Genomic DNA, 24,801 nt, shown 5'->3' on the forward strand with positions numbered 1-24,801 from the left:
CTACTGTTCGAGGCCGTCCCGGAGCTGGCGCAACGTCTTGGCCAGCAGCCGGGACACGTGCATCTGGGAGATGCCGACCTTCTGCGCGATCTGCGTCTGGGTCATGTTCCCGAAGAACCGCATCACCACGATCTTGCGCTCCCGCTCCGGGAGCTTCTCCAGGAGCGGGTGCAGCGCCTCCCGCTGCTCGATCGCCTCGATCTCCGGGTCCTCCCCGCCGAGCGTGCTGCCCAGCGAGATCGAGCTGTCGTCCGCGACGAGCAGGTCGTCCAGCGACGCGCTGTGGTAGGCGTTGCCCGCCGCCAGCCCCTCGTGGATCTCCTCGCGGGTCAGACCGAGGTGCTCGGCCAGCTCGCTGGGCGTCGGCGCGCGGCCCAGCGACTGCGCCAGCCGCGCCGTGCCCGCGTTGATCGCCAGGTGCAACTCCTTGAGGCGCCTGGGCATCCGCACCGACCAGCTGGAATCGCGGAAGTACTTCCGCACCTCGCCCATGATCGTCGGCACGGCGAAGGACAGGAAGTCGCTGCCGCGTTCCGGGTCGAACCGGTCCACCGCGTTGATCAGGCCGACCGTGGCCACCTGGACCAGGTCGTCGTACGGCTCGCCGCGGTGGCCGAAGCGGCGCGCGATGTGCTTGGCCACCGGCAGGTGCCTGGTCACCAACTCGTCGCGCAGTCGGTCCCGGGCCGGATCGCCCGGCTCCTTGCCGGCGAGTTCGACGAACAACGGCGCCAGGTGGTCGTAATCCCCCTGCGAACCGGACGTGGACCGTGTCGTGCCCCCGTCAGGCGCCGTCACGCATTCACCGTCCCGACCGATCGCTTCACGAGGTCGATGTGGACCTCGTAGTCGCCTTCGCCGGGCTGCGGGGCGACCCACGTCGTCACCGAGTCGACCAGCGCGCTGAGCACGCGCCAGCCGAAGCTCTCCCGGTCCGGCGGGGCCGACCGTCGCGAACCGACCTTGGTCGAGACCCGCACGGAACCGTCGACGACCACGAAGTGCGCGCTGAGCACGGCGCCCCTGGTGGCCAAGGAGATCAGCGTCGAGCACGCCTCGTCGACGGCGAGCTTCAAGTCCTCGATGGAATCAAGGTCGAAGTCCTGGCGCATGGCGATGTCCGCGGCGACCGCGCGGACGATCGAGAGCTGGGTGGGATCGGCGGACATCCGCAGTTCCACGCCGGCCAGGGCGTTCTCCGACTCGCCGCTCTGCGGCTCCTGGTGCGACACGCTCACCTCATTGTCCGTTCTGTCTCGGTGGTGCTGAAGGTATCGGTACCCGAACAGATCGACCCTCACACGTGTAAGGCGCACAAGGCGGGGGAAACCCGGCTGGTGCGCCACCTGGAGGCCCTGTGACCGAACGACTGGCGGACCACCGCTGGGCGGCGGATTTCCCGGCCGACGCAGGCCTGCTCGGGGCGGTCCGGGCCGGGCTCGACGCCTGGCTGCTCGCCGTCGGCCTGTCCGAGGACGACCGCTACGACCTGGTCATCGCGGCCAACGAGGCGATGAGCAACGCCGCCGAGCACGCGTACGGACCGGCCCGCGCGGGCGTCGTCCGCGTCCGGGCCGAGCTGTGCCCGGACGGCAGCCTGCACGTCGTCGTCTCCGACGACGGGGTGTGGCGCGTGCCACCGATCGGACTCACCGACCGGGGGCGCGGCCTGTTGCTGATGCGCGAGAACGCCGACGAGGTGCACGTCGAACGTGCGCCGACCGGGACCACGGTCGAGCTGGTCTTCGCCGCGGGGCACACGACGCGCGGCACCGCGGCCGGCACCGTGCCGGCCGAACCCGTCGAGGTCAGCGAACGCGACGGCTTGGTGGAGGTGGTGGTGCGCGGCGACGTGCCCGCGCGCGCCGGACCCGCCCTGCGCCGCCGCATCCTCACCGCCGCGCGCGGCGGGAGCGTGCCCGTCATGGTGGACGTGCGAGGACTCGGCACGCACGGCGAGGGCCTGATCCGGGGGTTGGTCGCGGTCGCCGAGGCCGCCTCGGCGGCGGGCAACCGCGTGGTCGTGCGGCTGGGCACCGACGACGTGGTGGCGGACGCGGTCCGGGCCGCGCTGGTCGCCTCGGGCGTGGACCAGGTCGTGGACCTGGTGGCGCACGTCGATCGCTGGAACGACTAGCTGTTCTGTCCTGTGAGGTTGGGGACGCGGCTGGCAGGTGGTTGGCCTTTGAGTGCGGTGTGGCCGCGGTGGTGATTATAGGTGTGCAGCCACCGCGGCAGCGTCTCGCGGCGTTCGGTCTCAGACCGGTATGCCTGGGCGTAGGCCCATTCGTCGAGCAGGGTGCGGTTGAAGCGTTCGACCTTGCCGTTGGTCTGTGGCCGGTAGGCGCGGGTGCGTTTATGGGTGATGCCCGCGTTGGCGAGGGTGTCGCGCCAGAGCCGTGAGCGGTAGCAGGAGCCGTTGTCGGTCAGCACCCGGCGGACGGTGACGCCGGCTTCCCGGAAGAACGCCTGTGCCCGGGTCCAGAACGCGGCGGCGGTGTCCTTGGTCTCGTCGGGCAGGATCTCGGTGTAGGCCAGCCGGGAGTGGTCGTCCACCGCGTTGTGCAGGTAGGCGTAGCCGAGGTTCGGGCGGCCGTGGACCTTGCGGGGCCTGGTCGGGTCGCGGTGGGCGGAGCTGTTGCGCCCGCCGGCCCGCCGTCCGTGCACCTTGTGGCCGCCGCCGTCGGGGATGTTGCCGAGCTTCTTGATGTCGACGTGGACCAGGTCGCCCGGTGCGGCGTGTTCGTAGCGGCGCACCGGCGTGGCGGTGGCCCGGTCCAGGTGGGCCAGGCGGGCCAGGCCGAAGCGGCGCAGCACCCGGTGCACGGTGGAGGGGTTCAGTCCGAGCAGGTGGGCGATGCGGGCCGGGCCCCACCGACGCGCCAGGCGGACCTTGACGATCCGGCGTTCGCGGCGGGTGGGCAGGCGACGCGGGCTGCGGTGCGGGCGGCTGGAACGGTCGACCAGGCCCGCCTCGCCCAGCTCGCGGTAGCGAGAGGCCCAGCGGGCGGCGGTGGTCGGCGAGACCTGGAACCGCTCGGCCGCCCGCCGCAGCGGCCACCCCTCGTCCACGACACACCGGGCCAGGCGCAGCCGTCCCAGCTCGGTCAAGGGTGCGTTAGCGTGGGTCACGAGGGCCTCCGTGGGCTCGGTGTCGACGTCGCAATCCACACCGAACCCGGAGGCCCTCCCTCATTCCAACATCATCCGACTACGTGTCGAACCGTCCACAACCTCTCAGGGCAGTACAACTAGCGGGCGTCGGTGGACGCGTCGGCGGCGAGCGCCTCCTCGACGGAGGCGAACACGCTGAACACCTCGCCGAGGCCGGTGGCCACGAGCGGTCTGGTCACCGCGCGCCGGACCGCGACGACACGGAACCCCGCGCCCCGCCGATTGCCCTGCTGCGACGCCTCGACCAGCACGGCGAGGCCCGCGGACCCCAGGAAGCTCACCTCGGACAGGTCGAGGACGAGGACGTCGTTCGCGTCCAGGTGTTCGAGCACCGCGGCGCGCAACTCCGGCGCGGTGAGCATGTCGATCTCGCCGCTCGCACCGACCACGACGACCTGCTCGGCCGGCCGGCTGACGGTGAGCGCGAGCTGTCCGGAGCGCGGTGCGGGCGTGGCGGGCTCGTTTCCGGGCGTCGCCACGACGTTCGGCTCCTGAACCGTCACGATGAGGTCTCCTCGAAGTCGACTCGTCACTGCTGGGTGGGGAGCCCGGACCGGCGGCGTGGTCGGGCACGCGACGCAGCGTGGCGGCACGACGGCTCCCGCTAGCCGGAACTCCCCGGCGCGGCTGTTGGCTCAACCGCTGCGCCATCCACGGTACGGAGCCCCTGAGGACACCACAAGTGTGCGGATGGCGCCATGATCGGCCCCAGTGTAGTCGGGCGCGCGACGTGCGGTGGACGACGCACGGTGAACGGTTTGGCCGGGTACGTCCGGGATACGCCCGAAGGGAGGGCCTCGTGCAACTCGGCGACCGCAGCCGTCCGATGGGCGAGACGCGTCCGAAAAGCCGGGTGGTCCGCGCCACATGGGCGCACAATCGCCGTGTCGGGGACGACGCCGCGAGGGTCGCGTGCGACACCCCGGACGGAGGGACTCAACGATGAGCACCAGAACGGAAACCGTCGAGGCCGAGATGCCGAGGGCGGCGCGTGCCGGTTCGAACGGTGCGGCGGCGCTGCCCACAGCTCCGTGCAGCGTGGTCTGGAGCAAGGGCCACGCCTACGTCCTCGAAGGTTTCCGCGCCCGGTGGGTCGGCGTCGACGACCGCGGTCGTCCGCGGACCCTGTCCGGTGCCGAACTCCAGCGCCAGGGCTGGAGCCGCACCCGGTAGTCGTCCGGGATCGGTGCACCCGATCCGGGAGACTTCGGCCCTGGGTCGGGTGAACACCGCCGCGACGTCCCGAAGATCGTTGCCGTACCTCGTGTCGCGCGTCGACCGACGCCCTGGCGATCGCCGCATGACACCCGTCGGACGTGTGTCGACGGTGGACGCGGGTCCGCGTCCGACCGACCCCGCCACGGCGACGGCGATCCTGGTCCGAGGCCGTGCGCGTCCTGACCCTGCCGGCCTCGTTTCCGATGTGCCCGCTCTCGTACCGCGGGTGCGGGGACCGTCGTGCCGGGCACCCGGCCGGTTCACCTCGGTTCCGCCGGTGCGTGGACCGTCGGTCCTCCCGGGCGGGCTGCCCGCGGTGCCGCGGCGGTCGCCGCCGCCGTGACGTGTGCGGACCTCTAGAGTTCCGGTGTGCCGCACGACCCCGCCGACCGGTGGCTGACCATCCCGAACGCGCTCAGCGTGCTCCGGCTGCTCGGCGTACCCCTGTTCCTGTACCTCCTGCTCGGCCCGCGGGCCGACGGGTGGGCGCTGGTCGTGCTGGTCGCGGCCGGGCTGTCGGACTGGCTCGACGGCAAGATCGCCCGCTGGCTCGACCAGATGAGCAGGCTGGGCGCCCTGCTCGACCCGGCGGCCGACCGGCTGTACATCCTGGCCACGCTGGTCGCGTTCGTCGTGCGCGACATCGTGCCGCTGTGGGTGGCGGTGGTGCTGGTCGCGCGCGAGATCGTGGTCGGCGCCTGCCTACCGCTGCTGCGCGTGCGGGGCTATGGTCCGTTCGAGGTGAGCTACCTGGGCAAGGGTGCCACGTTCAACCTGCTCTACGCCTTTCCCCTGCTGCTGCTCGCGCAAGGCGGTTCGACCGCCGCGCTGATCGCCCGGCCGGTCGCGTACGCGTTCATGACCTGGGGCGGCGCGCTGTACCTGTGGTCCGGGCTGCTTTACGTGTACCAGGCGGTACTGGCCCTGCGTCGACGGCCGGGTGTCGCAGCCGGCCGGTAGCCGGCGTGGGAGGATTTCCCCCGAAGATCCACCGGCATCGTTGAAGGAGCGCGCCACGGTGATCCCCGAGGAGCTGAAGTACACCGAGGAACATGAGTGGGTGCTGCGCACAGGTGAGGACACCGTGCGCATCGGCATCACCGATTACGCCCAGACCCAACTCGGCGAAGTCGTGTTCGTCCAGCTCCCGGAACTCGGCGAGCAGCCGGCCGCCGGCCAGACGCTCGGCGAGGTCGAGTCGACCAAGAGCGTGTCGGAGATCTTCGCCCCGCTCGCCGGCGAGGTCGTGGCCCGCAACGACTCGCTGGACCAGGAGCCGGACCTGATCAACTCCGACCCGTACGGCGAGGGGTGGATCGTCGAACTGAGGCTGACCGACCCGGCCGCGGTGGACGACCTGCTCGACGCCGCGGCGTACCAGGAACTGGTGACCACGGCGTGACGTCGATCTTCCGGCGCCTCTTCGGCAGGAAGGGGAGGCGCTCCTCGGAGCCCGCTTCGGGCACGATAGGTTCTACCGGATACGACGACGGTTCCAGCAGCAGGAGGAGAGCTCAGGTGAGCACGAACGACGGGCCAGGCGTTCCGCCGGAGCAGTCCCCGGAGCGTACCTCCGTGTTCCGCGCCGACTTCCTCGCCGAGGTCGAGGGCGCCGAGACCCCCGCGAGCGAGCCGGCCGTCGCCGGTGTCGACGCGCTGCCGGCCGGGTCCGCCCTGCTGGTCGTGAAGCGCGGCCCCAACGCGGGTTCGCGCTTCCTGCTCGACCGCGACACCACCAGTGCGGGCCGGCACCCCGACAGCGACATCTTCCTCGACGACGTGACGGTGTCCCGCCGCCACGCCGAGTTCCGCCGTGAGGGCGGCGAGTTCGTGGTGATCGACGTGGGCAGCCTCAACGGCACCTACGTCAACCGCGAGCCCGTCGACCAGGCGGTCCTCGCCAACGGCGACGAGGTGCAGATCGGCAAGTTCCGCCTCGTGTTCCTCACCGGTCCGGGCGCCGGGGGCCAGGGGTAACCGTGACTGCGGCCGGGCGGCCACAACGCGGGGGGACGAGCATCGGCGCCGTGCTGGCACAGCTGCGGTCCGAGTTCCCCGACGTGACGATCTCCAAGATCCGCTTCCTGGAGTCCGAAGGTCTGGTCCGCCCGGCACGAACGGCCTCGGGGTACCGCCAGTTCAGTACGGCCGACGTCGAACGTCTGCGGTACGTCCTGGCGGCCCAGCGGGACCGTTACCTCCCCTTGAAGGTGATCAAGGAACAGCTCGACGCGGCGGACCAGGGCGTGCCGCAACGCGCCCTGCGAGCCGTCGACCCGACCCACGTGACCCGCGAGGAACTGCTGGCCCGCGTGTCGCCCGGGGTCCTGGCCGAGCTGGAGCGCTCCGGGCTGATCCGCCCGGGGCCGGGCGGTTCCTACGACGGCGAGGCTGTCCGGATCGCGGCGACCGTGCGGGCCATGGCCGAGTTCGGCGTCGAGGCACGTCACCTGCGCGCGTTCCGCACGGCCGCCGACCGCGAGGTGGCGTTGGTCGAGCAGGTGGTCGCCCCGCTGTACCGGCAGCGCGATCCGCAGGCGCGGGCGCGGGCCGACGAGGCGGTGCGCGAATTGTCGGCGCTCGCTGTGACGCTGCACGCACTGCTGGTCAAGGCGGGGTTGCGCGAGGCCGGCATCGGGCGGGTTTCCCCCAGGTGAAACGGGTGTCCGCATCGTGATCCGACGTGCCGGGCGGTTGCGCACTGGCCCCGCTTGGCGGGTAGCGTCGGAGGGGTACGTGGGGAATCCTCGTTGGTACAGCGGGGACGCCATATTTTCAGCGCGCTGAGGGAGGCGATACCCGATGAGCGAGATGCGCGTCGTGGGTGTGCGGGTGGAGCTGCCCGCCAACCAGCCGATCCTGCTGCTGCGCGAAACCGAGGGCGAGCGCTACCTGCCCATCTGGATCGGGTCGGTCGAGGCGACCGCGATCGCCTTGGAACAGCAGGGCGTCCGTCCGGCCAGGCCGTTGACGCACGACCTGCTCAAGGACGTGATCGGAGCGCTCGGCCGGCAGTTGGAGCAGGTCCGGATCACGGATCTCCAGGAAGGCACGTACTTCGCCGAGTTGGTGTTCGACGGTGACGTGCGCGTGTCGGCCCGTCCCTCGGACTCGGTGGCGTTGGCGCTGCGGATCGGCGTGCCGATCCACGCCGAGGAAAGCGTGCTCGCCGAAGCCGGTCTGATCATCCCCGACGAGCAGGAGGACGAGGTCGAGAAGTTCCGGGAGTTCCTGGACTCGATCTCGCCCGAGGACTTCCGCGGCGCCGACACCTGATCCGGCCGGGTTTCCGCCGGTTTTCGCACGCCGACGGCATTCCGGTATTCCCGAATGCCGGTTTCGTGCTGTCCGGACGTCGATCCGGAGTGCCCGAACGCACAACTCAAGGTGCCCGAACGCATAACTCGCGGTGTCGGAGTGCATGACTCGCGTAGGTGCCGCGGCGCGTGGTGCTGTCCACGCGTGCGAGGGCGGTTCGGCTGTTGGGTGGAACTGCCCTCGCACGCGGTTGCGGTGTGTTGTGGATCAACCCCGCGTGGCACCCCCCGGTGTCACTCTTATGGATTACAGAATCGCCGGAGATGTTCGCTAAACGATCACTAAACGTCACCCAAATGGGTTACATCCAACGGCGGTCTCAACCTCTACCTCAGCTTGAGTCAAACCCGCTCCGCGCGTCGCGTTGACCTGCCCCCCACCCCGTCTTACCGTCAAACGCGGGTGGAGGCGCTACTCGACGCAGTTCGGTGGCGGCTCCGCGAGGTCACCGGCCGGTCAGGCCGGACCGAGGGGAGGCAGGCGTGGTCGAGGAAGCGGCTATCCGGGCCGGAACCGGCGAACAGGGCGAGCTGTTCCCCGACTCCTCGCTGCCGGACGAGCTGGTCGGCTACCGCGGGCCGGCCGCGTGCCAGATCGCGGGCATCACCTATCGCCAGCTCGACTACTGGGCGCGCACCGGCCTGGTCAACCCGACCATAAGGAGTGCGCACGGGTCGGGCAGCCAACGGCTCTACTCGTTCAAGGACCTGCTGGTCCTCAAGGTCGTCAAGAGACTCCTCGACACCGGGGTGTCGCTGCAGAACATCCGGGTCGCCGTCGACCACCTGCGCCAACGCGGGGTGCAGGACCTGGCCAGGATCACGTTGTTCAGCGACGGCACGACCGTCTACGAGTGCACGTCGCCGGAAGAGGTGGTCGACCTGCTCCAGGGCGGCCAGGGCGTCTTCGGCATCGCGGTCAGCGGCGCCATGCGGGAGATCAGCGGCTCCATCCACGAGTTCCCGGCCGAGCGCGCCGACGGCGTGGTGGTCGACCAACCCTCGGACGACGAACTGTCCCGCCGCCGGCGTACCCGCGCGACCGGCTGACGACGACACCGCGCGCACCGGTCGACCGGACGTCGTGACGCCCTGCCACCGGTCCCGCACGGGTGGTCCGGCCCTGCCGGTCACCTGCTGAGATCCACGTCGCGCCGGCGTGAACGGCGGTGTCCTGCCAGGTTACGATCCTCCGGTAGTCGCTCGACCCCGCGCGGGAGAGCCCGGAACCGGCAACGGGTCCGGCGCCGAAGGAGCAAATCCTCCCCGGAACCTCTCAGGCACAAAGAACCGCGCGGGTGAGACGCCTCTGGAAAGCGGGTCGGGCGACCGGCCCCGCCGACGGTGCAAGCCCCTGGGGACAGGGGTGAAGCTCTCAGGCGCCCCGGCTCGGGGCGAAGACAGAGGGGGAGGGCAACGGCAGAAGTGTGTCCGTAGCCCTCAGCGAAAGGCGACCCCATGACGCAGGACCGCATTCCCCTTGCCGGGCTGGAGCACGGCACGCCCTTCGCCGACCGGCACGTCGGTCCGCGTCCGGCCGAACTCGCCCGCATCCTCGACGTCGTCGGCGTCGGCTCGCTGGAGGAACTGGCCCAGCGCGCCGTGCCCGAGTCGATCCGGGAGCGCGACCTCGTCCTGGACCTGCCCGCGCCCGCCACCGAGACCGAGGCGCTCGCCGAGCTGCGGGCCCTGGCCGCGCGCAACCGCACCCTGACGCAGATGATCGGCCTGGGCTACCACGGCACGATCACGCCGCCGGTGATCCGCCGCAACGTGCTGGAGAACCCGGCCTGGTACACCGCCTACACGCCCTACCAGCCGGAGATCTCGCAGGGCCGGCTGGAGGCGCTGCTCAACTTCCAGACCGCCGTCGGCGACCTGACCGGCCTGCCCGTGGCCAACGCGTCCATGCTCGACGAGTCGACCGCCGCCGCCGAGGCCATGACGCTGGTGCGCCGCGCCGGCCGGTCGAAGTCGGACAAGTTCGTCGTGGACGTCGACACGCTGCCGCAGACGCTGGCCGTGATCGAGACCCGCGCCGAGCCGCTGGGCATCGAGATCGTCGTCGCCGACCTGTCGCAGGGCATCGAGGGCCTGGGCCTGGGCGGCGACTTCTTCGGCGTGCTGCTGGGCTACCCCGGCACGTCCGGTGTGGTCCGCGACCACGAGCGGCTGATCGCCGAGATCCACCAGGCCGACGCGCAGGCGGTCGTGGCCGCCGACCTGCTCGCGTTGACGCTGCTGCGCCCGCCCGGCGAGATCGGTGCGGACGTCGTCGTCGGCACCACGCAGCGGTTCGGCGTGCCCATGGGCTTCGGCGGGCCGCACGCCGGGTACATGGCCGTGCGCCAGGGCCTGGAGCGCCAGTTGCCCGGCCGCCTGGTCGGCGTGTCGGTCGACGCGGACGGCTCGCTCGCGTACCGGCTCGCGTTGCAGACCCGTGAGCAGCACATCCGCCGGGAGAAGGCCACCAGCAACATCTGCACCGCCCAGGTGCTGCTCGCGGTGATCGCGTCGATGTACGCGGTCTACCACGGCCCCGACGGGCTGCGGACGATCGCGACCCGCGCGCACCGGATGGCCACCGTGCTCGCCGCCGGGCTGTGCGAGAACGGCGTCGACGTCGTGCACGGCGAGTTCTTCGACACCGTGCGCGTGCGGGTCGAGGGCCGCGCGGCCGAGGTGGTCGCGGCGGCCCGCGAGCGCGGCGTGAACCTGTGGCGTGTGGACGACGACGTCGTGCAGATCGCGTGCGACGAGACCACGACCCGGGCGCACCTGGCGGCGGTGTGGGCGGCGTTCGGCGTGACCGTGTCCGATGTGGACGGTCTGGACGCGGACACCGCCGACGGCATCCCCGCCGACCTGCGCCGCACCACGGACTTCCTGACCCACCCGGTGTTCCACGCGCACCGCTCCGAGACCGCGCTGCTGCGCTACCTGCGGGCGTTGTCCGACAAGGACGTCGCGCTGGACCGCAGCATGATCCCGCTCGGCTCGTGCACCATGAAGCTCAACGCCACGGCCGAGATGGAACCGATCACCTGGCCCGAGTTCGCCGACCTGCACCCGTTCGCGCCCGCCGAGGACGCCGAGGGCCTGCTGGCGTTGATCACGGACCTGGAGACGTGGCTGGCCGAGGTCACCGGGTACGACGCGGTGTCGTTGCAGCCCAACGCGGGCAGCCAGGGCGAGTTCGCCGGCCTGCTGGCGATCCGCGCCTACCACCGCGACCAGGGGCAGGCCGAGCGCGACGTGTGCCTGATCCCGTCGTCGGCGCACGGCACGAACGCCGCGTCGGCGGTCATGGCCGGCATGCGCGTGGTGGTCGTGAAGTGTGACGAGCGCGGCAACATCGACCTGGACCACCTGCGCGCGACCGTCGACGAACACCGCGCCGACCTCGCCGCGATCATGATCACCTACCCGTCGACGCACGGCGTGTACGAGGACACCGTGCGCGAGGTGTGCGGCCTGGTGCACGACGCGGGCGGCCAGGTGTACGTGGACGGTGCGAACCTCAACGCGTTGATCGGCTTGGCGCAGTACGGCAAGTTCGGGTCGGACGTGTCGCACCTGAACCTGCACAAGACGTTCTGCATCCCGCACGGCGGCGGCGGTCCGGGCGTCGGCCCGATCGGTGTGCGGTCGCACCTGGCACCGTTCCTGCCCAACCACCCGTTGCAGCCGGCCGCCGGTCCGGTCACCGGTGTCGGCCCGATCAGCGGTGCGCCGTGGGGTTCGGCGTCGATCCTGCCGATCTCGTGGGCGTACGTGCGGATGATGGGCGCCGACGGCCTGCGCCGGGCGACGCTGACGGCCGTGGCGGCGGCGAACTACGTGGCCCGCCGCCTCGACGAGCACTTCCCGGTGCTCTACACCGGCGAGGGCGGTTTCGTGGCGCACGAGTGCATCCTCGACCTGCGCCCGTTGACGAAGGCGACCGGCGTGACCGTGGACGACGTGGCCAAGCGCCTGGCCGATTACGGTCTCCACGCGCCCACCATGTCGTTCCCGGTCGCGGGCACCCTGATGGTGGAGCCCACGGAAAGCGAGGACCTGGCGGAGATCGACCGGTTCATCGACGCCATGATCGCGATCCGGCACGAGATCGACCGCGTGGGCGCCGGCGAGTGGCCGGTGGACGACAACCCGCTGCGCAACGCCCCGCACACGGCGGCGTCGGTGACGACGGGGGAGTGGGCGCACCCGTACAGCCGTGAGGTCGCGGTGTTCCCGACGGGCACCTCGGGCCCGAAGATCTGGCCCCCGGTGCGCCGCATCGACGGCGCCAAGGGCGACCGCAACCTGGTCTGCTCGTGCCCGCCTTTGACCGCGTACAGCAACTGATCCGTTGGTCGGGTCCTGGGCGGGCCACTCCCGCCCAGGACCCGGGTCACCCGTTCGAGGGTGCCTGAGTGCGTATTTCGGGGTGCCTGGGTGGAGGACTCGCGAGCTGAGGGATTCAGAGGGTGTAGTCGAGGGTCAGGGTGCCGGGCGAGTCCTGGCGCCACGTGATCGTGCCCGACCCCGTCACCCCGACCAGCCCACCGGTCCCGGAGAGGATCTTCACGGTCCCGGACGCCACTCCGTCCCGGTACCCGCCGTCGTGGTGGAGCACGAGAGTCCCGGTAACGCCACCCAACGACCCGGTCACCACCTCGATTCCCACGGACACGCACGACAGATCGTCCGGATAGGACATGAGGAAGTGGTTCTCGCCCGTCCCCTCCAGATCCCCCGTGTACACGGCGGTCATCCGCCCACGAGTCCGCTTGGGTCCGCTGACCTCGTCGTAGTTGCGACCGTCCCAGGTGCGTTCTTCCCAGGAACCCACGGTGGCCGTGCTGTGTGCGGTGCTCATGCGCGAAAGTCTGCCGCCCATACCTGACAAAGAAGGTCAGGTATGCACAATGGAGTGATGCGCGCCGGCCGCCTGCTCTCCCTCCTGCTCCTCCTCCAGGCCAGGGGCCGGATGACGGCCGGCGAACTGGCCGACGAGCTGGAGGTCTCCGTTCGCACGGTCTACCGCGACGTGGAGGCCCTGGGCGCGGCCGGCATCCCGGTCTACGCCGACCGCGGCCCGGCCGGCGGCTACCGCCTGCTCGACGGCTACCGGACCCGCCTGACCGGCTTCACCTCGGCGGAGGCCGATTCGCTGTTCCTCGCCGGCCTGCCCGGCCCGGCCGCCGAACTGGGCCTGGGCGCGGTCGTGGCGGCGGCCCGGACCAAGCTGCGGGCGGCCCTGCCGGACGGCCTGCGGGAACGCTCCGACCGGATCGCCGAGCGGTTCCACCTGGACGCGCCGGGCTGGTTCCGGTCCGGCGAGTCCGCACCGCACCTGGAGACCGTGGCCGACGCCGTGTGGAACCGACGCCGGCTGTGGTTGCGCTACCGCCGCTGGGGTTCCCGACCGGTCGAGGTCGACCGCGTCGTCGAACCGCTCGGGCTCGTGCTCAAGGCCGGCACCTGGTACCTCGTGGCCGACGCCGAAGGCGACACGAGGACCTATCGCGTGTCGCGGGTCCTCGACGCCCGCCCCGAAAAAGACGTGTTCGAGCGCCCGGAGTTCGACCTCGAAGCGTTCTGGACCGACTGGTCGGAACGGTTCGAGGAGCGCATGTACCCGGAACGGGTCACGGTCCGCTTCACGGCGAAAGGGCTGGCCCGCGCCCGGTTCCTGCTCGGCTCCTACCCCGCGCGGCACGTCCCCGAGCACCCGACCGGCGAGTGGACCGAGGTCCGGGTCCCGACCGAGTCGCTCGACCACGCCGTCTTCGACCTGCTGCGCCTGGGCACCGAGGTCGAGGTGCTGGACCCGCCCGAGCTGCGCCGCCGGCTGGCCGACACCGCGGCGGGAGTGGCCGCGCTCTACGGCTAGTCCGCGCCCAGCAGCTCGTTCAACGCCGCGTCCACGCCCCGACCGTCCTCCACGACCGACAGCGTGCCCCCGGTCGACCGCGCGATCTCCTGGAGCGACCGGCGGTCCGGGTCGGACCCGATCGCCACGATGCTCACGGACACCTCCCGACCCTGCTGCTTCGCCGCGGCCAACTGGTTCTTGAAGTCCGAAAAGGACAGTCCGCCGTCGCTGGGCCCGTCGGTCAGCACGACGATCCGGTTGCGCTTGCCCTCCTGGTGGTTGTCCACGACGTTCTTGTACAGCGCCAGAACGCTCGTGTAGAGCTGGCTGCCGCGCCGCGGTTCCAGGCTCTTGATCCCCTCCAGCAGTGCCGCGCGCTGCGTGGCCACCGGACCGATCGGCACGAGCCGCCGGTACGGCCGGTCGCCGTCGAGCGACCGGGAGAACTCCCACAGGCCCATCGAACCGGACAGCGACCGGCCCACCTGGCCCGACAGCGCCTGCTTCACCCAGTCCAGCCGGGGCCGGCCCTCGCCGCCCGCGTTCGCCATCGACTCCGACGTGTCCACGAGCACGGTCACGGACTGGCCGCCGTCGGCCGTCGCCCACGTCGCCGAGATCTGCTGGGTCGCGGTCTCGTCGGCGGGCGTGAGGCGGTCGGTCATGCTCGCCCAGCGGATGCCCGGCGCGGGCTTGGGGCGGTCGTTCGTCGCGGGCACGCGCAGGCCCGCCGCCGCGAGGATCCTCTGCTGGTCGGGTTCGGTGAGGAACTGCCGGAACGCCTGGGCCGCGCGCAGCTGCGCCTCGCCGACCCAACTGCCGGCCAGCGGCACGAAAGGGAAGTCCGCGACCGGTGCCGGTCCGCCCGCCGCGACGCCGTACAGCGGCTGCGCCGGTGCCGTGCCGCCGTCCTTGCCGGTGTTGTAGCGGTAGAGGTCGACCTCGAACACGGGCACGGCGCTGAACCCGGCCGAGTTCACGGCCTGGTCGGCGGCCAGCAGCGTCAACGCCTGCCAGGTCGACGCGGGCGTGCGCGCGGGTTTGGCCGTGACGAGCTTGCCCAGGGTGGTGCGCACGGGGTCGAGTTCGAGCATCCGCGTGGTGACCGGCCCCTTGCCGTCGGGGCTCGCGCCGGCCAACGCGGACTGGATCGCCATCGCGGTGGCCGCGTTGGTGGCCGGGTCGGGCATGGCGACGCGCACGCCGCCCCACTCGGGCTTGCCGAACCGGCCCCAGCCGGCCGGGTCGGTGGCCACGGCCGGCAGGTCCGTCCAGCGGAAGCCGGCGCCGGCCTGCACGGCGGTCGCCGCGTCCTGCGGCAGCGCCAGCACCACGGGACTGGCCGCGATCGACTCGGGCGCGGCGGCCAGCAGCGACCGGTTCTGCGCGGCGAGCCGGTTGGCCCACAGGGTCGAGTCGGTGATCCACGCGTGCGGTTTCGAGCCCAGTTCGGCCTCGTCCCAGTTCTGCGTCAACGCCTGGAGCACGTCGGTCGACTCGATGGACTGGACCTCGACGCGGATGCAGTGGTCGTACACGACGGGCCGCTGTTTCGCCCACGCCTCGGCGGCGGTGCGGACGGCCTCGCCGATGCTCGGCGCGGCGGACACCCGCAGCACGGCCTCGCCCTCGCCGCAGTCGCCCGCCTCGACCGCGGCCCGGCGTTCGACCAGGTCGGCGATCCACGTGTAGCCGAGGTAGCCGAGGAACACGAGCACGACGGCGGCCAGGACGGTGACGGGCCACTTGGCTATGCCGCGACGGACCTTGGTCCGCAGCGCGCGGTGTCGAGACATCGTCTCCAACCTCTCAGGCGTGCCGGCGCATCCCGACCGGGCGTCACGCTAACAGGTGAAGTGCGCGGATCAGGTGAAGTCGCCCAGGGCGGACGTGACGTCGACCAGCGCGGATCGCAGCCGCGCGGCCTCCGCCGCGAACGCGCTCTGCAGCCGGACGTACTCGGCCCGACCCGCCACCGTCTCGATCCGCACCGGTTCGTAACCGAGCGCCGACAGGTCGTAGGGGCTGGCCCGCATGTCGAGTTCCCGCACCCGCAGCGCCAGCGCGAAGCAGTCGGCGGTCAGGTCCGACGGCGTGGCCGGGTCGAGCTTGTAGCTCCACTTGAACAGGTCCATGTTCGCGTGCAGGCAGCCCGGCTGCTCCAGGTCGACCTGGGTCTCGCGGGTCGGCGTGAGCGTGTTCAGCGGACGCGCGGGCAACGTGAAGAACCGGAACGCGTCGTAGTGCCCGCACCGCACGGTCTGCTCCTCCACGACCGCGTTCGTACCGGCCGCGCCGAGGCGCAACGGCCACGCGTTGTGCCGCACGTCCTCCTGCCGCTGCCGGTAGACCATGGCCCACTCGTGCAGGCCGAAGCACCCCAGTCGGGGGGCGCGTGCCGCCGTCGCGGTGAGCAGCCGGTGCACGAAGTCGATGGTCGACGCCCGGTCCTCGCGGAACGCGGCCACGTCCAGCGTCACGCCCTCGTCGGTCCGCCGGTACGCGGGCCACCGCAGGTACTCCGCCGCCGCGTCGCCCGCGAGCACCACGCCGGGGCCGGGGTGCCAGCGCTCCAGGCGGGCCGGGCGGTGCGAGTAGTACGAGAAGAGGAAGTCCAGGACCGGGTGCTTCTCGCCCTGCGCTTTGCGCTCGTGGTGCGGCCCGGTCCACCGCCGGACCCGGTCGACGTGCGCGGCACGGCGCGCGGTCCACGCGGACTCGGGCAGGACGACCCCCATGCCGCTACGGTACTTCCCCCACGACGAGCGCCAGACCGAGGCTGGTGCGCAGGGACACCACCTCGCGCCCTTCGCGCCGGCTCACCACCAGACCCGCGCCCCGCAGCACGGCCAGGTGCTGCGACACCGCGCCCACCGTGACGCCCAGCCGCCGGGCCAGTTCGGTGACGGTGCCCGGCCGTTCGAGTTCCAGCAGCAGGCGGGCGCGGGTGGCGCCGAGCAGCCGGGCCAGCGAGTGCCCGGTCGGCACGTCGGGGCGTTCCCACAGCGAGCCGAACCCGTGCGCGGGGTAGACCAGGGCCAGCCGGACCGGGCTGTCGCGCAGGTACACGTCCGGCCACACGAACGCCGACGGCACGAGCACCAGGTCGCGGTCGCCGGGCACCACGCGCCGGCCGTGCACCACGACGTCGGGGTGGTCGTAGCCGACGTCCTGGTGCAGCTCGGCGAGCATGGCCGGGGCACCGGCGTCGACCATGCGCCGGCCGCGCCGTTCGATGTCGCCTTGGAGCACGCCCTCCAGCCGGTGCCAGAACGGCGCGACGATCGCGTCGTGCACGGCCCGGAACCGGTCGAGCACGGCGCCCAACGCCTCCTCGCGGTTGTCCAGCAGCGGCCGGGCCAGCGGTTCGGCGGCCACGGCGGCGGCGATGCGGGGTGGTTTCGCGACGGTGGGCAGGAACGAGACCTCCTCGTCGAAGCTGATCGTCCGCCCGCCCGGCGTCGGGATGAGGAACTCGGGTACCACGGGCCGACTGGCCAGCACGGTCAGCAGGGACGGGTCCTCGCCGAGGTCCCTGAGCTTGCGACCGGCCCAGTCCGCCCAACGCCGGTGCACCGGGTGGTAGCCGGGTTCGGCCAGCACCCGTAACGCGGCGACCGTCTCCCACAGCGGCGACACGGCGAAGCGCAGGATGGTCATCCGTTGAGCAGACACTAAAAAGTCGGTCCCGGCCAAGGGGATTGGCATCGTGGCGATCATGTCCAGGGGGTGGGGGCGGCTACAGGCCGTCGCGGTGTCCGGGTCCGTCGCCGAGGGTCTGCTGCTGACCCTGTTGCCGTTGGTGCTGGTGACGATCACGGACGATCCGCGCGAGGTGTCGTCGGTGTACGTGGTGGGGCAGTCGCCGTGGCTCCTGCTCTCGCTGTTCGCCGGGGTGCTGATCGACCGGGTGCGGCGGCGGACCGTGCTGGTGTCGGCGTGCCTGGTCCAGGTCGCGGCGGCGGCCGTGCTCGCGGTGGCGGCGACCACCGGCGCGCTGAGCCTGGCGCTGATCGTCGCGGTCGCGTTCGTGGTCACGACCGCGCAGGTGCTCAGCCACGGTGTGATGGGTGCGATGCTGCCCGAGGTCGTCGACGACCTCGAAGCGGCCAACGCCCGGCTGATGGTGATCGACCAGGGCGTGGTGCGGTTCCTGGTGCCGCCATCGGCCGGTCTGCTGGTCGGCTGGGGGTTCGGTCTGCCGGCGGGTCTCGCGGTCGCCGCCGCGGCGGCGGCGACCGTGCTCGCGCTGGGACTGCCCTCGCGCGCGGTCGTGCGGTCGGCCTCGCACCCGGTGCGCGACATCGCGGAGGGGCTGCGGTACCTGCTCGGCAACCGGTTGCTGATCTCGATCACGATCGCGGTGGCGCTGGGGTCGTTCGCGGCCAGCGCCGAGGTCTCCCTGTTCGTGCTGTACGCCAAGGACGTCCTCGGTCTGGGTGCGGTCGGGTACGGCGTGCTGCTCGGGTGCATGGCCCTCGGGTGGGCGGTGTGCTCGCCGGTGGTGTCGCGGGCGATCGCGCGGATGGGGTACGCGCGGTCGATGCGCGTGGCCCAGGTCGGCATGGTGGTGGGCCACCTGGGGTTCGTGGTGCTGCCGCCGTGGGCGTGGGCGATCGGCGTGCTGATGTTCGCGCAGTCCGGGATCGTGCTGCTGTGGAACGTGTGCTCGATGTCGAGTCGGCAGCGGTTCACGCCGACCGCGCTGCTGGGTCGGGTACTGACCAGCCATCGGGCGCTGGCCTGGGGGTTCGCGCCGCTGGGCGCGCTGGCCGGCGGGTTCATCGCCGACCACTGGTCGTTGCGCGCGGTGTGGGCGATGGCGGCGGCGGTCCAGGTCGTCGCGCTGCTGGTGTGCCTGTGGCAGGTGTCCGTCGGCGCCTTCGCCCGTGCCGAGCGGGTCGCCGTCCAGGGTCGCCGTCCAGGGTCGCTGTCCTGGGGCGCGGTCTAGACGGGCGGCACCAGGCCGGGGAACTTGCGGGCGCCCAGGCAGTGCGGGCATTCGCGGCCGTTGTCCACGCTGCGCGGCGAGCCGCCGATGACGGCCAGGGTCGGGTTCGCGATGAACCCGGCACCGCCGCACAGGTGGCAGATCGTGCGCGGGTCCGACGTCACGCCGAACAGGTCGTCCTCGACGTCGGTGTCCTCCTCGTCCTCGAAGTCGTCCTCCGCTTCGAAGTCGTCCTCGAAGTCGCCTTCGAAGTCGTCCGGGGTGTCCTCGTCGTCGTGCGCCACGCCATCACCGTAGCCGCCACGGCGCCGACGGCACGGGCGCGGTCAGCGACTCGAAATCCAGGGCCGCGGGCGGGGTGCCCCGGGCGAACCCGGCGAGCACGGCGGCCTGGCGGCGGGCCAGCGCGGTCACCACGGACACGGGCTGCCGCGCGGTCGGGGCGGTGTTGTACCAGTGGCCGAGCAGTTCGAGCACCAGGTCGGTCACGAGCACCGCGCCCGCGCCGTGCACGGTGTCGGCCGCGCTCTGGAACACGCCCGCGTGCAGCGTGAGGTTGCGGGTCGCGTACAGCGCGTCCAGCACGGTCGTCATGCGCTGCTGACGGCGGCGCAACCACGCCGCGCAGCGCCGGGGCGAGGCGAGGCGGGACCGCCAGACGGCGGCCTGCCGGCCCGCCAGCGGGTGCAGGTGGGGGAGCAGGTCGTCCAGCGGCGACGGGCCGGTGAGCACGTCGACCCACGTGTTCAGGTCGTCCAGGTGGAACCGCCGGCGGTAGGGCGCGGCGGCCTCCAACGCCGTCGTGTCCAGCTTGCCGCGCAGGTCGTCGTGGGCGTCGCGCACCTCGCGGTGGATCTTGTCGGCGTGGGCGAGCGCGTCCCGCAGCTCCTCGCGGCGCGGTCCGGGCGGGCACGCGTCCGCGGCGCGGCGTGCCTGGCGTGCGGACAGCGCGGCCAGTTCGGTCCGGTTGCGGGCGAACGCCAGCCGCGTCACGACCGACAGCCGCACGTTCCGGTGCGTCTGCACGACGGCCTGCCGCAGGCACTGCAACGACAGCGCGGCGGCCAGTTCGTCCCGGTTGGCCAGGCCGCACGCCTCGACCGCCGACCACGACAGGGCCGCGGCGGCACTGGGCGAGTCCGTGCGGGCCGCGATGTGCGCCATGCGCAACGAGCGCCGGACCTCCTCGGGCAGGTGCGGTGTCGTCAGCGGCTTGGCCTGGGGCGTGCCGCGCACGGGCGGGCCGAGTTCCAGGGTGCTCGTCGTGCCGACGCGGGCGACGAGCACGCGCGGGTCGAGTTCGAGTTCGGCGAACCGGGTGCCCGCGAGGTACTGGTCGAGCAGTTCGGCCAGCGTGCGCCGGGCGAGCCGGCCCGCCGACGGCTTGTCCCGCGCGGTCACGGTCACCGTCACCACGCACGCCTCGCCCGCGACGGCGAACCCGGACACGAACTTGTGCAGCCGACCCGTGCTCATGCCCCACCGCAGGCCGGTGGCCGCGCGCAGCGGGCGTTGGTCGGTGCCGGGGTGGAACAGGCGCAGGTCGCGCAGTTCGGCCGTGCCGCGCACGACGCCCGCGACCACGTGCTCGGCCGGGTCGGGCAGCAACGCCCGCCACACGGTGTCCGCGTCGAGGGGCTTCCCGGCGCGGGCGGCGGCGGTCAGGTCGTGCTCCAGCGCGGTCGGGTCGCGGTCGGCGAACGCCAGCAGGCACGCCACCTCGTCGGCGACCGAGTCGGCGAGCGTCGGACCCGCCGGCCCGGCCCACGCCCGCTTGAAGCGGGTCGCGATCAGGGCGGGCAGGTCGTCGACGTGCCGCTGGAGGCGGGTCGCGAGGTCGCCCGCGAGATCACGGGACGGCGGCTCGCCGATCGCCTCCGCCAACACGGCGAGCAGCCCGTCCAGTGTGGGGTCCGCGCCCCAGATGTCGCGCACCCCGCGCACGAGCCGGACCCCGTTGGCGCACAACCGGTTCAGCAGCCGGATCGCGGGCTGGCCCTGTCGGTGGTGGTGGAAGAGCGCGGCGTGCACGCGTGGCAGTTCGGTGACCAGCCCGGCCAGCGACGAGGCGTGCTTGCCGAACACCGTGCCCGGGTCGATCCCGCCCGCCACCCGCTGCACCAGGTGGACCTGGTCGTCGGACGCGACCTCGACGAGGTGGCCGAGCAACTGCGCGTCGAACCCCCGTTCACCCACGCGGTCGAGGGTAGTGGCTCACCCGTCCAGTTGTTTTCGGCACGCTTCGCGCACGATCTCGGCGAGCCGGTCCGCCGGGTATCCGTCGTAGGGGTGCAGGTCGGGGAAGTCGAACAGCACGCCGAGCGGCAGTCCCAGCACTTCGCCGTCGTAGTCGGACAGCTTCATGACCAGGTTCGCCCACGCCGTGACCTCGGCCCGGTCGAGGCGCCCCTCGACGTGGTCGAGCGCGAGTCGGGCGAACACCGCCCCGGCCGCCTCGACCCGCGTCGGTTCCGGGACACCGCACTCGGCCACCGCGTCGGGCAGCAGCTCGCGCACGCGTGCGGTGTCCTGCTCCGACAACCCGGCCAGGGTCGTGAGCGCCGCGCCGTCGTGGCCGTCGGCGATCCAGTGCGCCGCCCACCGCGGCACGCCGTCGAACGGCACGAGGTCGAACACCCGCCAGGCCGCGACCAGGTCCGGTCCCGGGATCGGCGCCGGTAGGCCCGTCACGGGTCGCGCCGCACGTGCGTGCCGTCGCGGACCGTGCCCACGTACTGCTCCACCAGGTCCTCCAACGCGACCACCCCGTGCACCCGGCCGTCCGCCGACACCGCCCGCGCCAGGTGGCTCTGCGCCCGGCGCAACGCGGCCAGGGCCTCGTCGAGCCGCGCGTCCACCGGCACCTCGGGCAGGCCGCGCACGCGGGAGCGGGGCACCTCGGTCGAGGGTTCCGCGTCGGCCAGGTCCAGCACGTCCTTGACGTGGACGTACCCGATCAGCCTACCGGCGTCGTCCACCGGGAACCGGGAGAAGCCGGTCGCGGACACGGCCGCCTCCACCTCGCCCATGGTCGGCCGGCCGGACACCGTCGTGACCCGGTCCAGCGGCACGAGCACGTCGGCCACGGTCCGCTCGGTCGACGACAGGGTCTGCGCCAGCCGCCGGTGCTCGGAGTCCTCCAGCAGCCCTTCGCGCCGGGACTGCTGGATCAGCAGCGCCAGCTCGTCGCGGGTGTACGCCGACTCCAGCTCGTCCTTGGGCGTCACGCCCACGAGCTTGAGCACGGCCGTGGACACCACGGTGAACGCGCGCAGCACCGGCGCCACCATCCGGCAGAACCAGTAGTGCGCGGGCACCAGCCACAACGCGGTGCGCTCGGGCCCGGCGATGGCCAGGTTCTTCGGGACCATCTCGCCGAGCACGGTGTGCAACGCGACCACGATCACCAACGCCAGTGCGAACGCCACGCCGTGCCGCACCGCGTCCGGCACCGACATCGCCTCGAACGGCAGTTCCAGCAGCGCGGCCACGGCCGGTTCGCCCAACGCGCCCAGGCCCAGCGAGCACAGCGTGATGCCGAGCTGGGCACCGGCGATCAGCAGCGGCAGCTCCCGGCCCGCCTTGATCACGGTCCGCGCCCGGCTGCCGCCGAGCTGTTCGAGCCGGTCGCGGCGCGCGGTGATGATCGCGAACTCGGCGCCGACGAAGAACGCGTTGCCCGCCAGCAGGAGCAGGACGACGAGGAACGTCATCGCAGGGCCTCCGTCACGTGCTCGACCGGGTGCCCGACGCGGGCCACCCGCAGTTCGGCGACCCGGTGGCGGTCCATGAGCATGACGGTGACCCGCCAGCCGTCGACGCGGATCTCGTCGCCCACGTCGGGGATGCGGCCGAGCCGGGACAGCACGAGGCCGGCCAGCGTCTCGTAGTCGCCCGGCGGCATGGAGAAACCGGTGGCCTCCACGACCTCGTCGTCACGCAGCAGCCCGGACACCAGCCAGCTGTCGCGGCCCAGCGGTCGTACGGGCGGCGTCTCGCGGCGGTCGTGCTCGTCGCGCACGTCGCCGACGATCTCCTCGACCAGGTCCTCCAGCGTGACCATGCCGGCCGTGCCGCCGTACTCGTCGACGACGAGCGCCGTCTGCAGGCCCGAGGCACGCAGCCGGTCGAGCAGCGCGTCGCCCTCGAGCGTCTCCGGCACGGTCTGCACCGGCCGGGTCAGCGCGGACACCGGGGTGGTGGCCCGGCGGTCGCGCGGCACGCTGAACGCCTGCTTGACGTGCACGAGTCCGCGCACCTCGTCGAGGTCGCCCTGGTGGACCGGAAAGCGGGAGAACCCGGTCTCGCGGGCCTTGGCCAGCAGGTCGAGCACCGTGGCGTCGGCGCGCAGCGACTCGACGCGCATGCGCGGGGTCATCAGCTCGTCGGCCGTGCGGTCGCCGAACCGCAGCGACCGGTCGAGCAGGGTCGCGGTGCCCTCGTCGATCGTGCCGTGCGCGGCGCTGGACCGGACGAGCGCGCCGAGTTCCTGGGGTGAGCGCGCCGAGGCCAGTTCCTCGGCCGGTTCCACGCCCAGGCGTCGGACCAGCCAGTTCGCCGCGCCGTTGAGCGCGGTGATCAGCCAGCGGAAGACGTTGGAGAACGCCGCCTGCGTGCCCGCGACGGCCCGTGCGGTCTCCAGGGGCCTGGCGATGGCCAGGTTCTTGGGCACGAGTTCGCCGAACACCATGGACAGGGCCGTGGCCAGGGCGAGCGCGAGCACCAGCGAGATCGGCCGGGCGACGCCGGCGGGCACGCCCAGTCCGGTCAGCGCGGGCGAGACCAGTTCGGCGATGGCGGGTTCGGCGATGTAGCCGGTGATCAGCGTGGTGAACGTGATCGCGAGCTGCGAGCCCGAGAGCTGGAACGACAGCGTGCGGTGGGCCTTGTCCACGGTGCGCGCCTTGGCGTCGCCGACGGTCGCCAGGTGCGACTCGACGGTGCTGCGTTCCAGGGCGGTGAGCGAGAACTCGGCGGCGACGGCGATGAACGTGCCGACGGTCAGCGCGACCACGGCGACCAGGCCGAGGACGGCGAGCAGGATGTGGGTCACCGGTCGCCCCCGACAGGGACCGGGCGGGTCGGGCAGCCGGGTGTCGGACCCGGCTCAGTACTTCCGTGCACGGAAGGGATCACTCCTCGACAAAGGGGTGGTCGAACGGAAGTCCAGTTTAGAGAGTGCCCGCCGGCGTATGCAGCACGGCTTCGGAGAGTGACCGATCGGTCGCGGTGCGCATCACCCGGCCGGGAGAATCGGCACGGCGTTTCGCGCGGCAGGATCAGGGGAACCGGGAACGTGAGCCGACGGCGGAACCTGTGGACCGCCGCCGGGTGCCGGCCCCGGATGCGGGTGCCGGTCGTGGACGGCGGCCACGACCGGCACCCGGTGCGCGCCCCGCTCCGGTGCGGCACCCCGGCTCGCGGTCCGGAGGTGCGTTGTCCCCACGCGCCTCCGGCCCCGCTCGCCACGCGGCGGTCCCTGTCGAACAGGAGTCGGGACGTCGCCATGGGATACATCGGTTCCACACCCCCGTCCGCGTTAGCCTCCGGGCATGGTCGAACCGGTCTTTCTGATCACAGGTGCGTCACGGGGCATCGGCGCGGCGACCGCGGCGCTGGCGGCGGAGGCCGGTTACCGCCTCGTGCTCACCGCGCGGGACGTGGCGGCACTGGCCGAGTACGCGCCGAGCCTGGGCACCCCCGACCGCGTGTGGGTGGCGCCGTGCGACGTCCGGGACTGGGCGCAGGTGAAGGCGTTGGTCGAGCGGGTCGAGGGGGAGTGGGGACGGCTCGACGTGGCGTTCGCGAACGCGGGCGTCAGCGTGGACACGTCGTTCGCCACCGAGCGCGGCTCGTCGCCCGACCAGTGGGGCGACATGGTGCTGACCAACGTGGCCGGGCCCGCGTTCACCGCGCGGGCCGCCCTGCCGGCGTTGACCAGGTCCGGCGGGCACCTGGTGCTGACCGGATCGGCCGCCGGCCGCGGCGTGCGGCCGGGCAACCTGTACTCCGCGACGAAGTGGGCCGTGACCGGGCTGGCGCAGAACATCCGGGCGGAGTGCGTGGGCACGGGGGTGCGCGTGACGCTGCTGCAACCGGGTCTGACGGACACCGGCGGCATCCCCGACGACCGGCGTGACGATCCCAAGCTCGCACCCGAGGACGTCGCCCGTGCCGTCCTGTACGCGGTGGGGCAGCCGCCGACGGTCGACGTGAACGAGATCGTCGTCCGGCCCGTCGGCCAGGAGCGCTGACACGACCCCGGGAAGTCGTGCGGG

General features: G+C 72.3%; 25 protein-coding genes and 1 riboswitch. Of the genes, 12 read left to right on the forward strand and 13 right to left on the reverse strand.

Going from position 1 to position 24,801, the window contains the following annotated elements; genetic code table 11:
- The gene (locus F4559_RS08935; protein WP_184667464.1) at positions 1-798 is read right to left on the reverse strand and encodes a SigB/SigF/SigG family RNA polymerase sigma factor; all 798 of its coding nucleotides are present in this window, start codon (positions 796-798) and stop codon (positions 1-3) included.
- Positions 795-1,238 carry an ATP-binding protein gene (locus F4559_RS08940; protein ID WP_184667466.1) on the reverse strand — a complete coding sequence of 148 codons (444 nt, stop codon included), beginning with the start codon at positions 1,236-1,238 and terminating at the stop codon, positions 795-797. Before F4559_RS08940 ends, F4559_RS08935 begins: the two co-directional genes overlap by 4 nt.
- A gap of 119 nt (positions 1,239-1,357) precedes the next feature.
- Here F4559_RS08940 and F4559_RS08945 point away from each other — a divergent pair, with 119 nt between their 5' ends.
- Positions 1,358-2,137 carry an ATP-binding protein gene (locus F4559_RS08945; protein WP_184667468.1) on the forward strand — a complete coding sequence of 260 codons (780 nt, stop codon included), beginning with the start codon at positions 1,358-1,360 and terminating at the stop codon, positions 2,135-2,137.
- Here the strand turns inward: F4559_RS08945 and F4559_RS08950 are convergent.
- Entirely contained in the window at positions 2,134-3,132 is a 999-nt protein-coding gene (locus F4559_RS08950) for an IS481 family transposase (RefSeq protein WP_184667470.1), read from the reverse strand. The genes F4559_RS08945 and F4559_RS08950 overlap by 4 nt on opposite strands.
- Before the next feature lie 119 nt (positions 3,133-3,251).
- Positions 3,252-3,677, reverse strand: coding sequence for an anti-sigma factor antagonist (locus F4559_RS08955; RefSeq protein WP_184667472.1), 426 nt, complete (start codon positions 3,675-3,677; stop codon positions 3,252-3,254).
- A 439-nt stretch (positions 3,678-4,116) separates the two neighbouring features.
- On the opposite strand from F4559_RS08955, the gene F4559_RS08960 reads away from it, so the two are divergent.
- From F4559_RS08960 to gcvP, 8 genes are all read left to right on the forward strand, one after another.
- Complete coding sequence (locus F4559_RS08960) at positions 4,117-4,347, forward strand: hypothetical protein (RefSeq protein ID WP_246445115.1); 231 nt, start codon at positions 4,117-4,119, stop codon at positions 4,345-4,347.
- A gap of 414 nt (positions 4,348-4,761) precedes the next feature.
- Positions 4,762-5,352 (forward strand): cardiolipin synthase ClsA, encoded by a 591-nt coding sequence (clsA, locus tag F4559_RS08965; RefSeq protein ID WP_184667474.1) that lies wholly within the window; start codon positions 4,762-4,764, stop codon positions 5,350-5,352.
- 58 nt (positions 5,353-5,410) lie between these two features.
- Complete coding sequence (gene gcvH / locus F4559_RS08970) at positions 5,411-5,794, forward strand: glycine cleavage system protein GcvH (RefSeq protein WP_184667475.1); 384 nt, start codon at positions 5,411-5,413, stop codon at positions 5,792-5,794.
- A gap of 116 nt (positions 5,795-5,910) precedes the next feature.
- Positions 5,911-6,369 carry a glycogen accumulation regulator GarA gene (gene garA, locus F4559_RS08975; protein WP_184667476.1) on the forward strand — a complete coding sequence of 153 codons (459 nt, stop codon included), beginning with the start codon at positions 5,911-5,913 and terminating at the stop codon, positions 6,367-6,369.
- 2 nt (positions 6,370-6,371) lie between these two features.
- Positions 6,372-7,049: a transcriptional regulator FtsR gene (gene ftsR, locus F4559_RS08980; protein WP_184667477.1), complete on the forward strand. Its 678-nt coding sequence runs from the start codon at positions 6,372-6,374 to the stop codon at positions 7,047-7,049.
- A 145-nt stretch (positions 7,050-7,194) separates the two neighbouring features.
- Positions 7,195-7,668, forward strand: coding sequence for a bifunctional nuclease family protein (locus tag F4559_RS08985; protein ID WP_184667478.1), 474 nt, complete (start codon positions 7,195-7,197; stop codon positions 7,666-7,668).
- A 524-nt stretch (positions 7,669-8,192) separates the two neighbouring features.
- On the forward strand, positions 8,193-8,759 hold the full coding sequence (locus F4559_RS08990; RefSeq protein ID WP_184667479.1) for a MerR family transcriptional regulator: 567 nt from the start codon (positions 8,193-8,195) through the stop codon (positions 8,757-8,759).
- A 154-nt stretch (positions 8,760-8,913) separates the two neighbouring features.
- A riboswitch (glycine riboswitch) is annotated at positions 8,914-9,012 on the forward strand.
- A gap of 155 nt (positions 9,013-9,167) precedes the next feature.
- A complete protein-coding gene (gene gcvP / locus F4559_RS08995) occupies positions 9,168-12,059 on the forward strand; it encodes an aminomethyl-transferring glycine dehydrogenase (protein WP_184667480.1) in 2,892 nt (963 codons plus the stop codon).
- Between the two features lie 115 nt (positions 12,060-12,174).
- Here the strand turns inward: gcvP and F4559_RS09000 are convergent, their stop codons facing one another.
- Positions 12,175-12,573 carry a DUF3224 domain-containing protein gene (locus F4559_RS09000; protein ID WP_184667482.1) on the reverse strand — a complete coding sequence of 133 codons (399 nt, stop codon included), beginning with the start codon at positions 12,571-12,573 and terminating at the stop codon, positions 12,175-12,177.
- A gap of 57 nt (positions 12,574-12,630) precedes the next feature.
- Here F4559_RS09000 and F4559_RS09005 point away from each other — a divergent pair, with 57 nt between their 5' ends.
- Positions 12,631-13,590, forward strand: coding sequence for a helix-turn-helix transcriptional regulator (locus F4559_RS09005; RefSeq protein ID WP_184667484.1), 960 nt, complete (start codon positions 12,631-12,633; stop codon positions 13,588-13,590).
- Here the strand turns inward: F4559_RS09005 and F4559_RS09010 are convergent.
- The 3 genes from F4559_RS09010 to F4559_RS09020 all read right to left on the reverse strand — a co-directional run bounded on the left by F4559_RS09010 (position 13,587) and on the right by F4559_RS09020 (position 17,232).
- Positions 13,587-15,368 (reverse strand): substrate-binding domain-containing protein, encoded by a 1,782-nt coding sequence (locus F4559_RS09010; RefSeq protein WP_184667486.1) that lies wholly within the window; start codon positions 15,366-15,368, stop codon positions 13,587-13,589. The two genes, F4559_RS09005 and F4559_RS09010, sit on opposite strands and share 4 nt — an antisense overlap.
- A 69-nt stretch (positions 15,369-15,437) precedes the next feature.
- Positions 15,438-16,310: a 3-methyladenine DNA glycosylase gene (locus F4559_RS09015; RefSeq protein ID WP_184667487.1), complete on the reverse strand. Its 873-nt coding sequence runs from the start codon at positions 16,308-16,310 to the stop codon at positions 15,438-15,440.
- Between the two features lie 4 nt (positions 16,311-16,314).
- Complete coding sequence (locus F4559_RS09020; protein WP_184667488.1) at positions 16,315-17,232, reverse strand: ArsR/SmtB family transcription factor; 918 nt, start codon at positions 17,230-17,232, stop codon at positions 16,315-16,317.
- A gap of 58 nt (positions 17,233-17,290) precedes the next feature.
- On the opposite strand from F4559_RS09020, the gene F4559_RS09025 reads away from it, so the two are divergent.
- A complete protein-coding gene (locus F4559_RS09025; RefSeq protein ID WP_184667490.1) occupies positions 17,291-18,523 on the forward strand; it encodes an MFS transporter in 1,233 nt (410 codons plus the stop codon).
- Here the strand turns inward: F4559_RS09025 and F4559_RS09030 are convergent.
- The 5 genes from F4559_RS09030 to F4559_RS09050 are packed head-to-tail and all read right to left on the reverse strand — an operon-like array spanning position 18,520 to position 23,576.
- Complete coding sequence (locus F4559_RS09030; protein WP_184676551.1) at positions 18,520-18,807, reverse strand: hypothetical protein; 288 nt, start codon at positions 18,805-18,807, stop codon at positions 18,520-18,522. The genes F4559_RS09025 and F4559_RS09030 overlap by 4 nt on opposite strands.
- 4 nt (positions 18,808-18,811) lie before the next feature.
- Entirely contained in the window at positions 18,812-20,719 is a 1,908-nt protein-coding gene (locus F4559_RS09035) for a hypothetical protein (protein ID WP_184667491.1), read from the reverse strand.
- Between the two features lie 18 nt (positions 20,720-20,737).
- On the reverse strand, positions 20,738-21,214 hold the full coding sequence (locus F4559_RS09040; RefSeq protein ID WP_184667492.1) for a hypothetical protein: 477 nt from the start codon (positions 21,212-21,214) through the stop codon (positions 20,738-20,740).
- On the reverse strand, positions 21,211-22,236 hold the full coding sequence (locus tag F4559_RS09045; protein ID WP_184667493.1) for a hemolysin family protein: 1,026 nt from the start codon (positions 22,234-22,236) through the stop codon (positions 21,211-21,213). Before F4559_RS09045 ends, F4559_RS09040 begins: the two co-directional genes overlap by 4 nt.
- On the reverse strand, positions 22,233-23,576 hold the full coding sequence (locus F4559_RS09050; protein WP_184667494.1) for a hemolysin family protein: 1,344 nt from the start codon (positions 23,574-23,576) through the stop codon (positions 22,233-22,235). Before F4559_RS09050 ends, F4559_RS09045 begins: the two co-directional genes overlap by 4 nt.
- 499 nt (positions 23,577-24,075) lie before the next feature.
- On the opposite strand from F4559_RS09050, the gene F4559_RS09055 reads away from it, so the two are divergent.
- Positions 24,076-24,777: an SDR family oxidoreductase gene (locus F4559_RS09055; protein WP_184667495.1), complete on the forward strand. Its 702-nt coding sequence runs from the start codon at positions 24,076-24,078 to the stop codon at positions 24,775-24,777.
- Positions 24,778-24,801 lie beyond the last annotated feature (24 nt).

This window comes from Saccharothrix violaceirubra (assembly GCF_014203755.1).
Classification (GTDB): Bacteria; Actinomycetota; Actinomycetes; order Mycobacteriales; family Pseudonocardiaceae; genus Actinosynnema; species Actinosynnema violaceirubrum.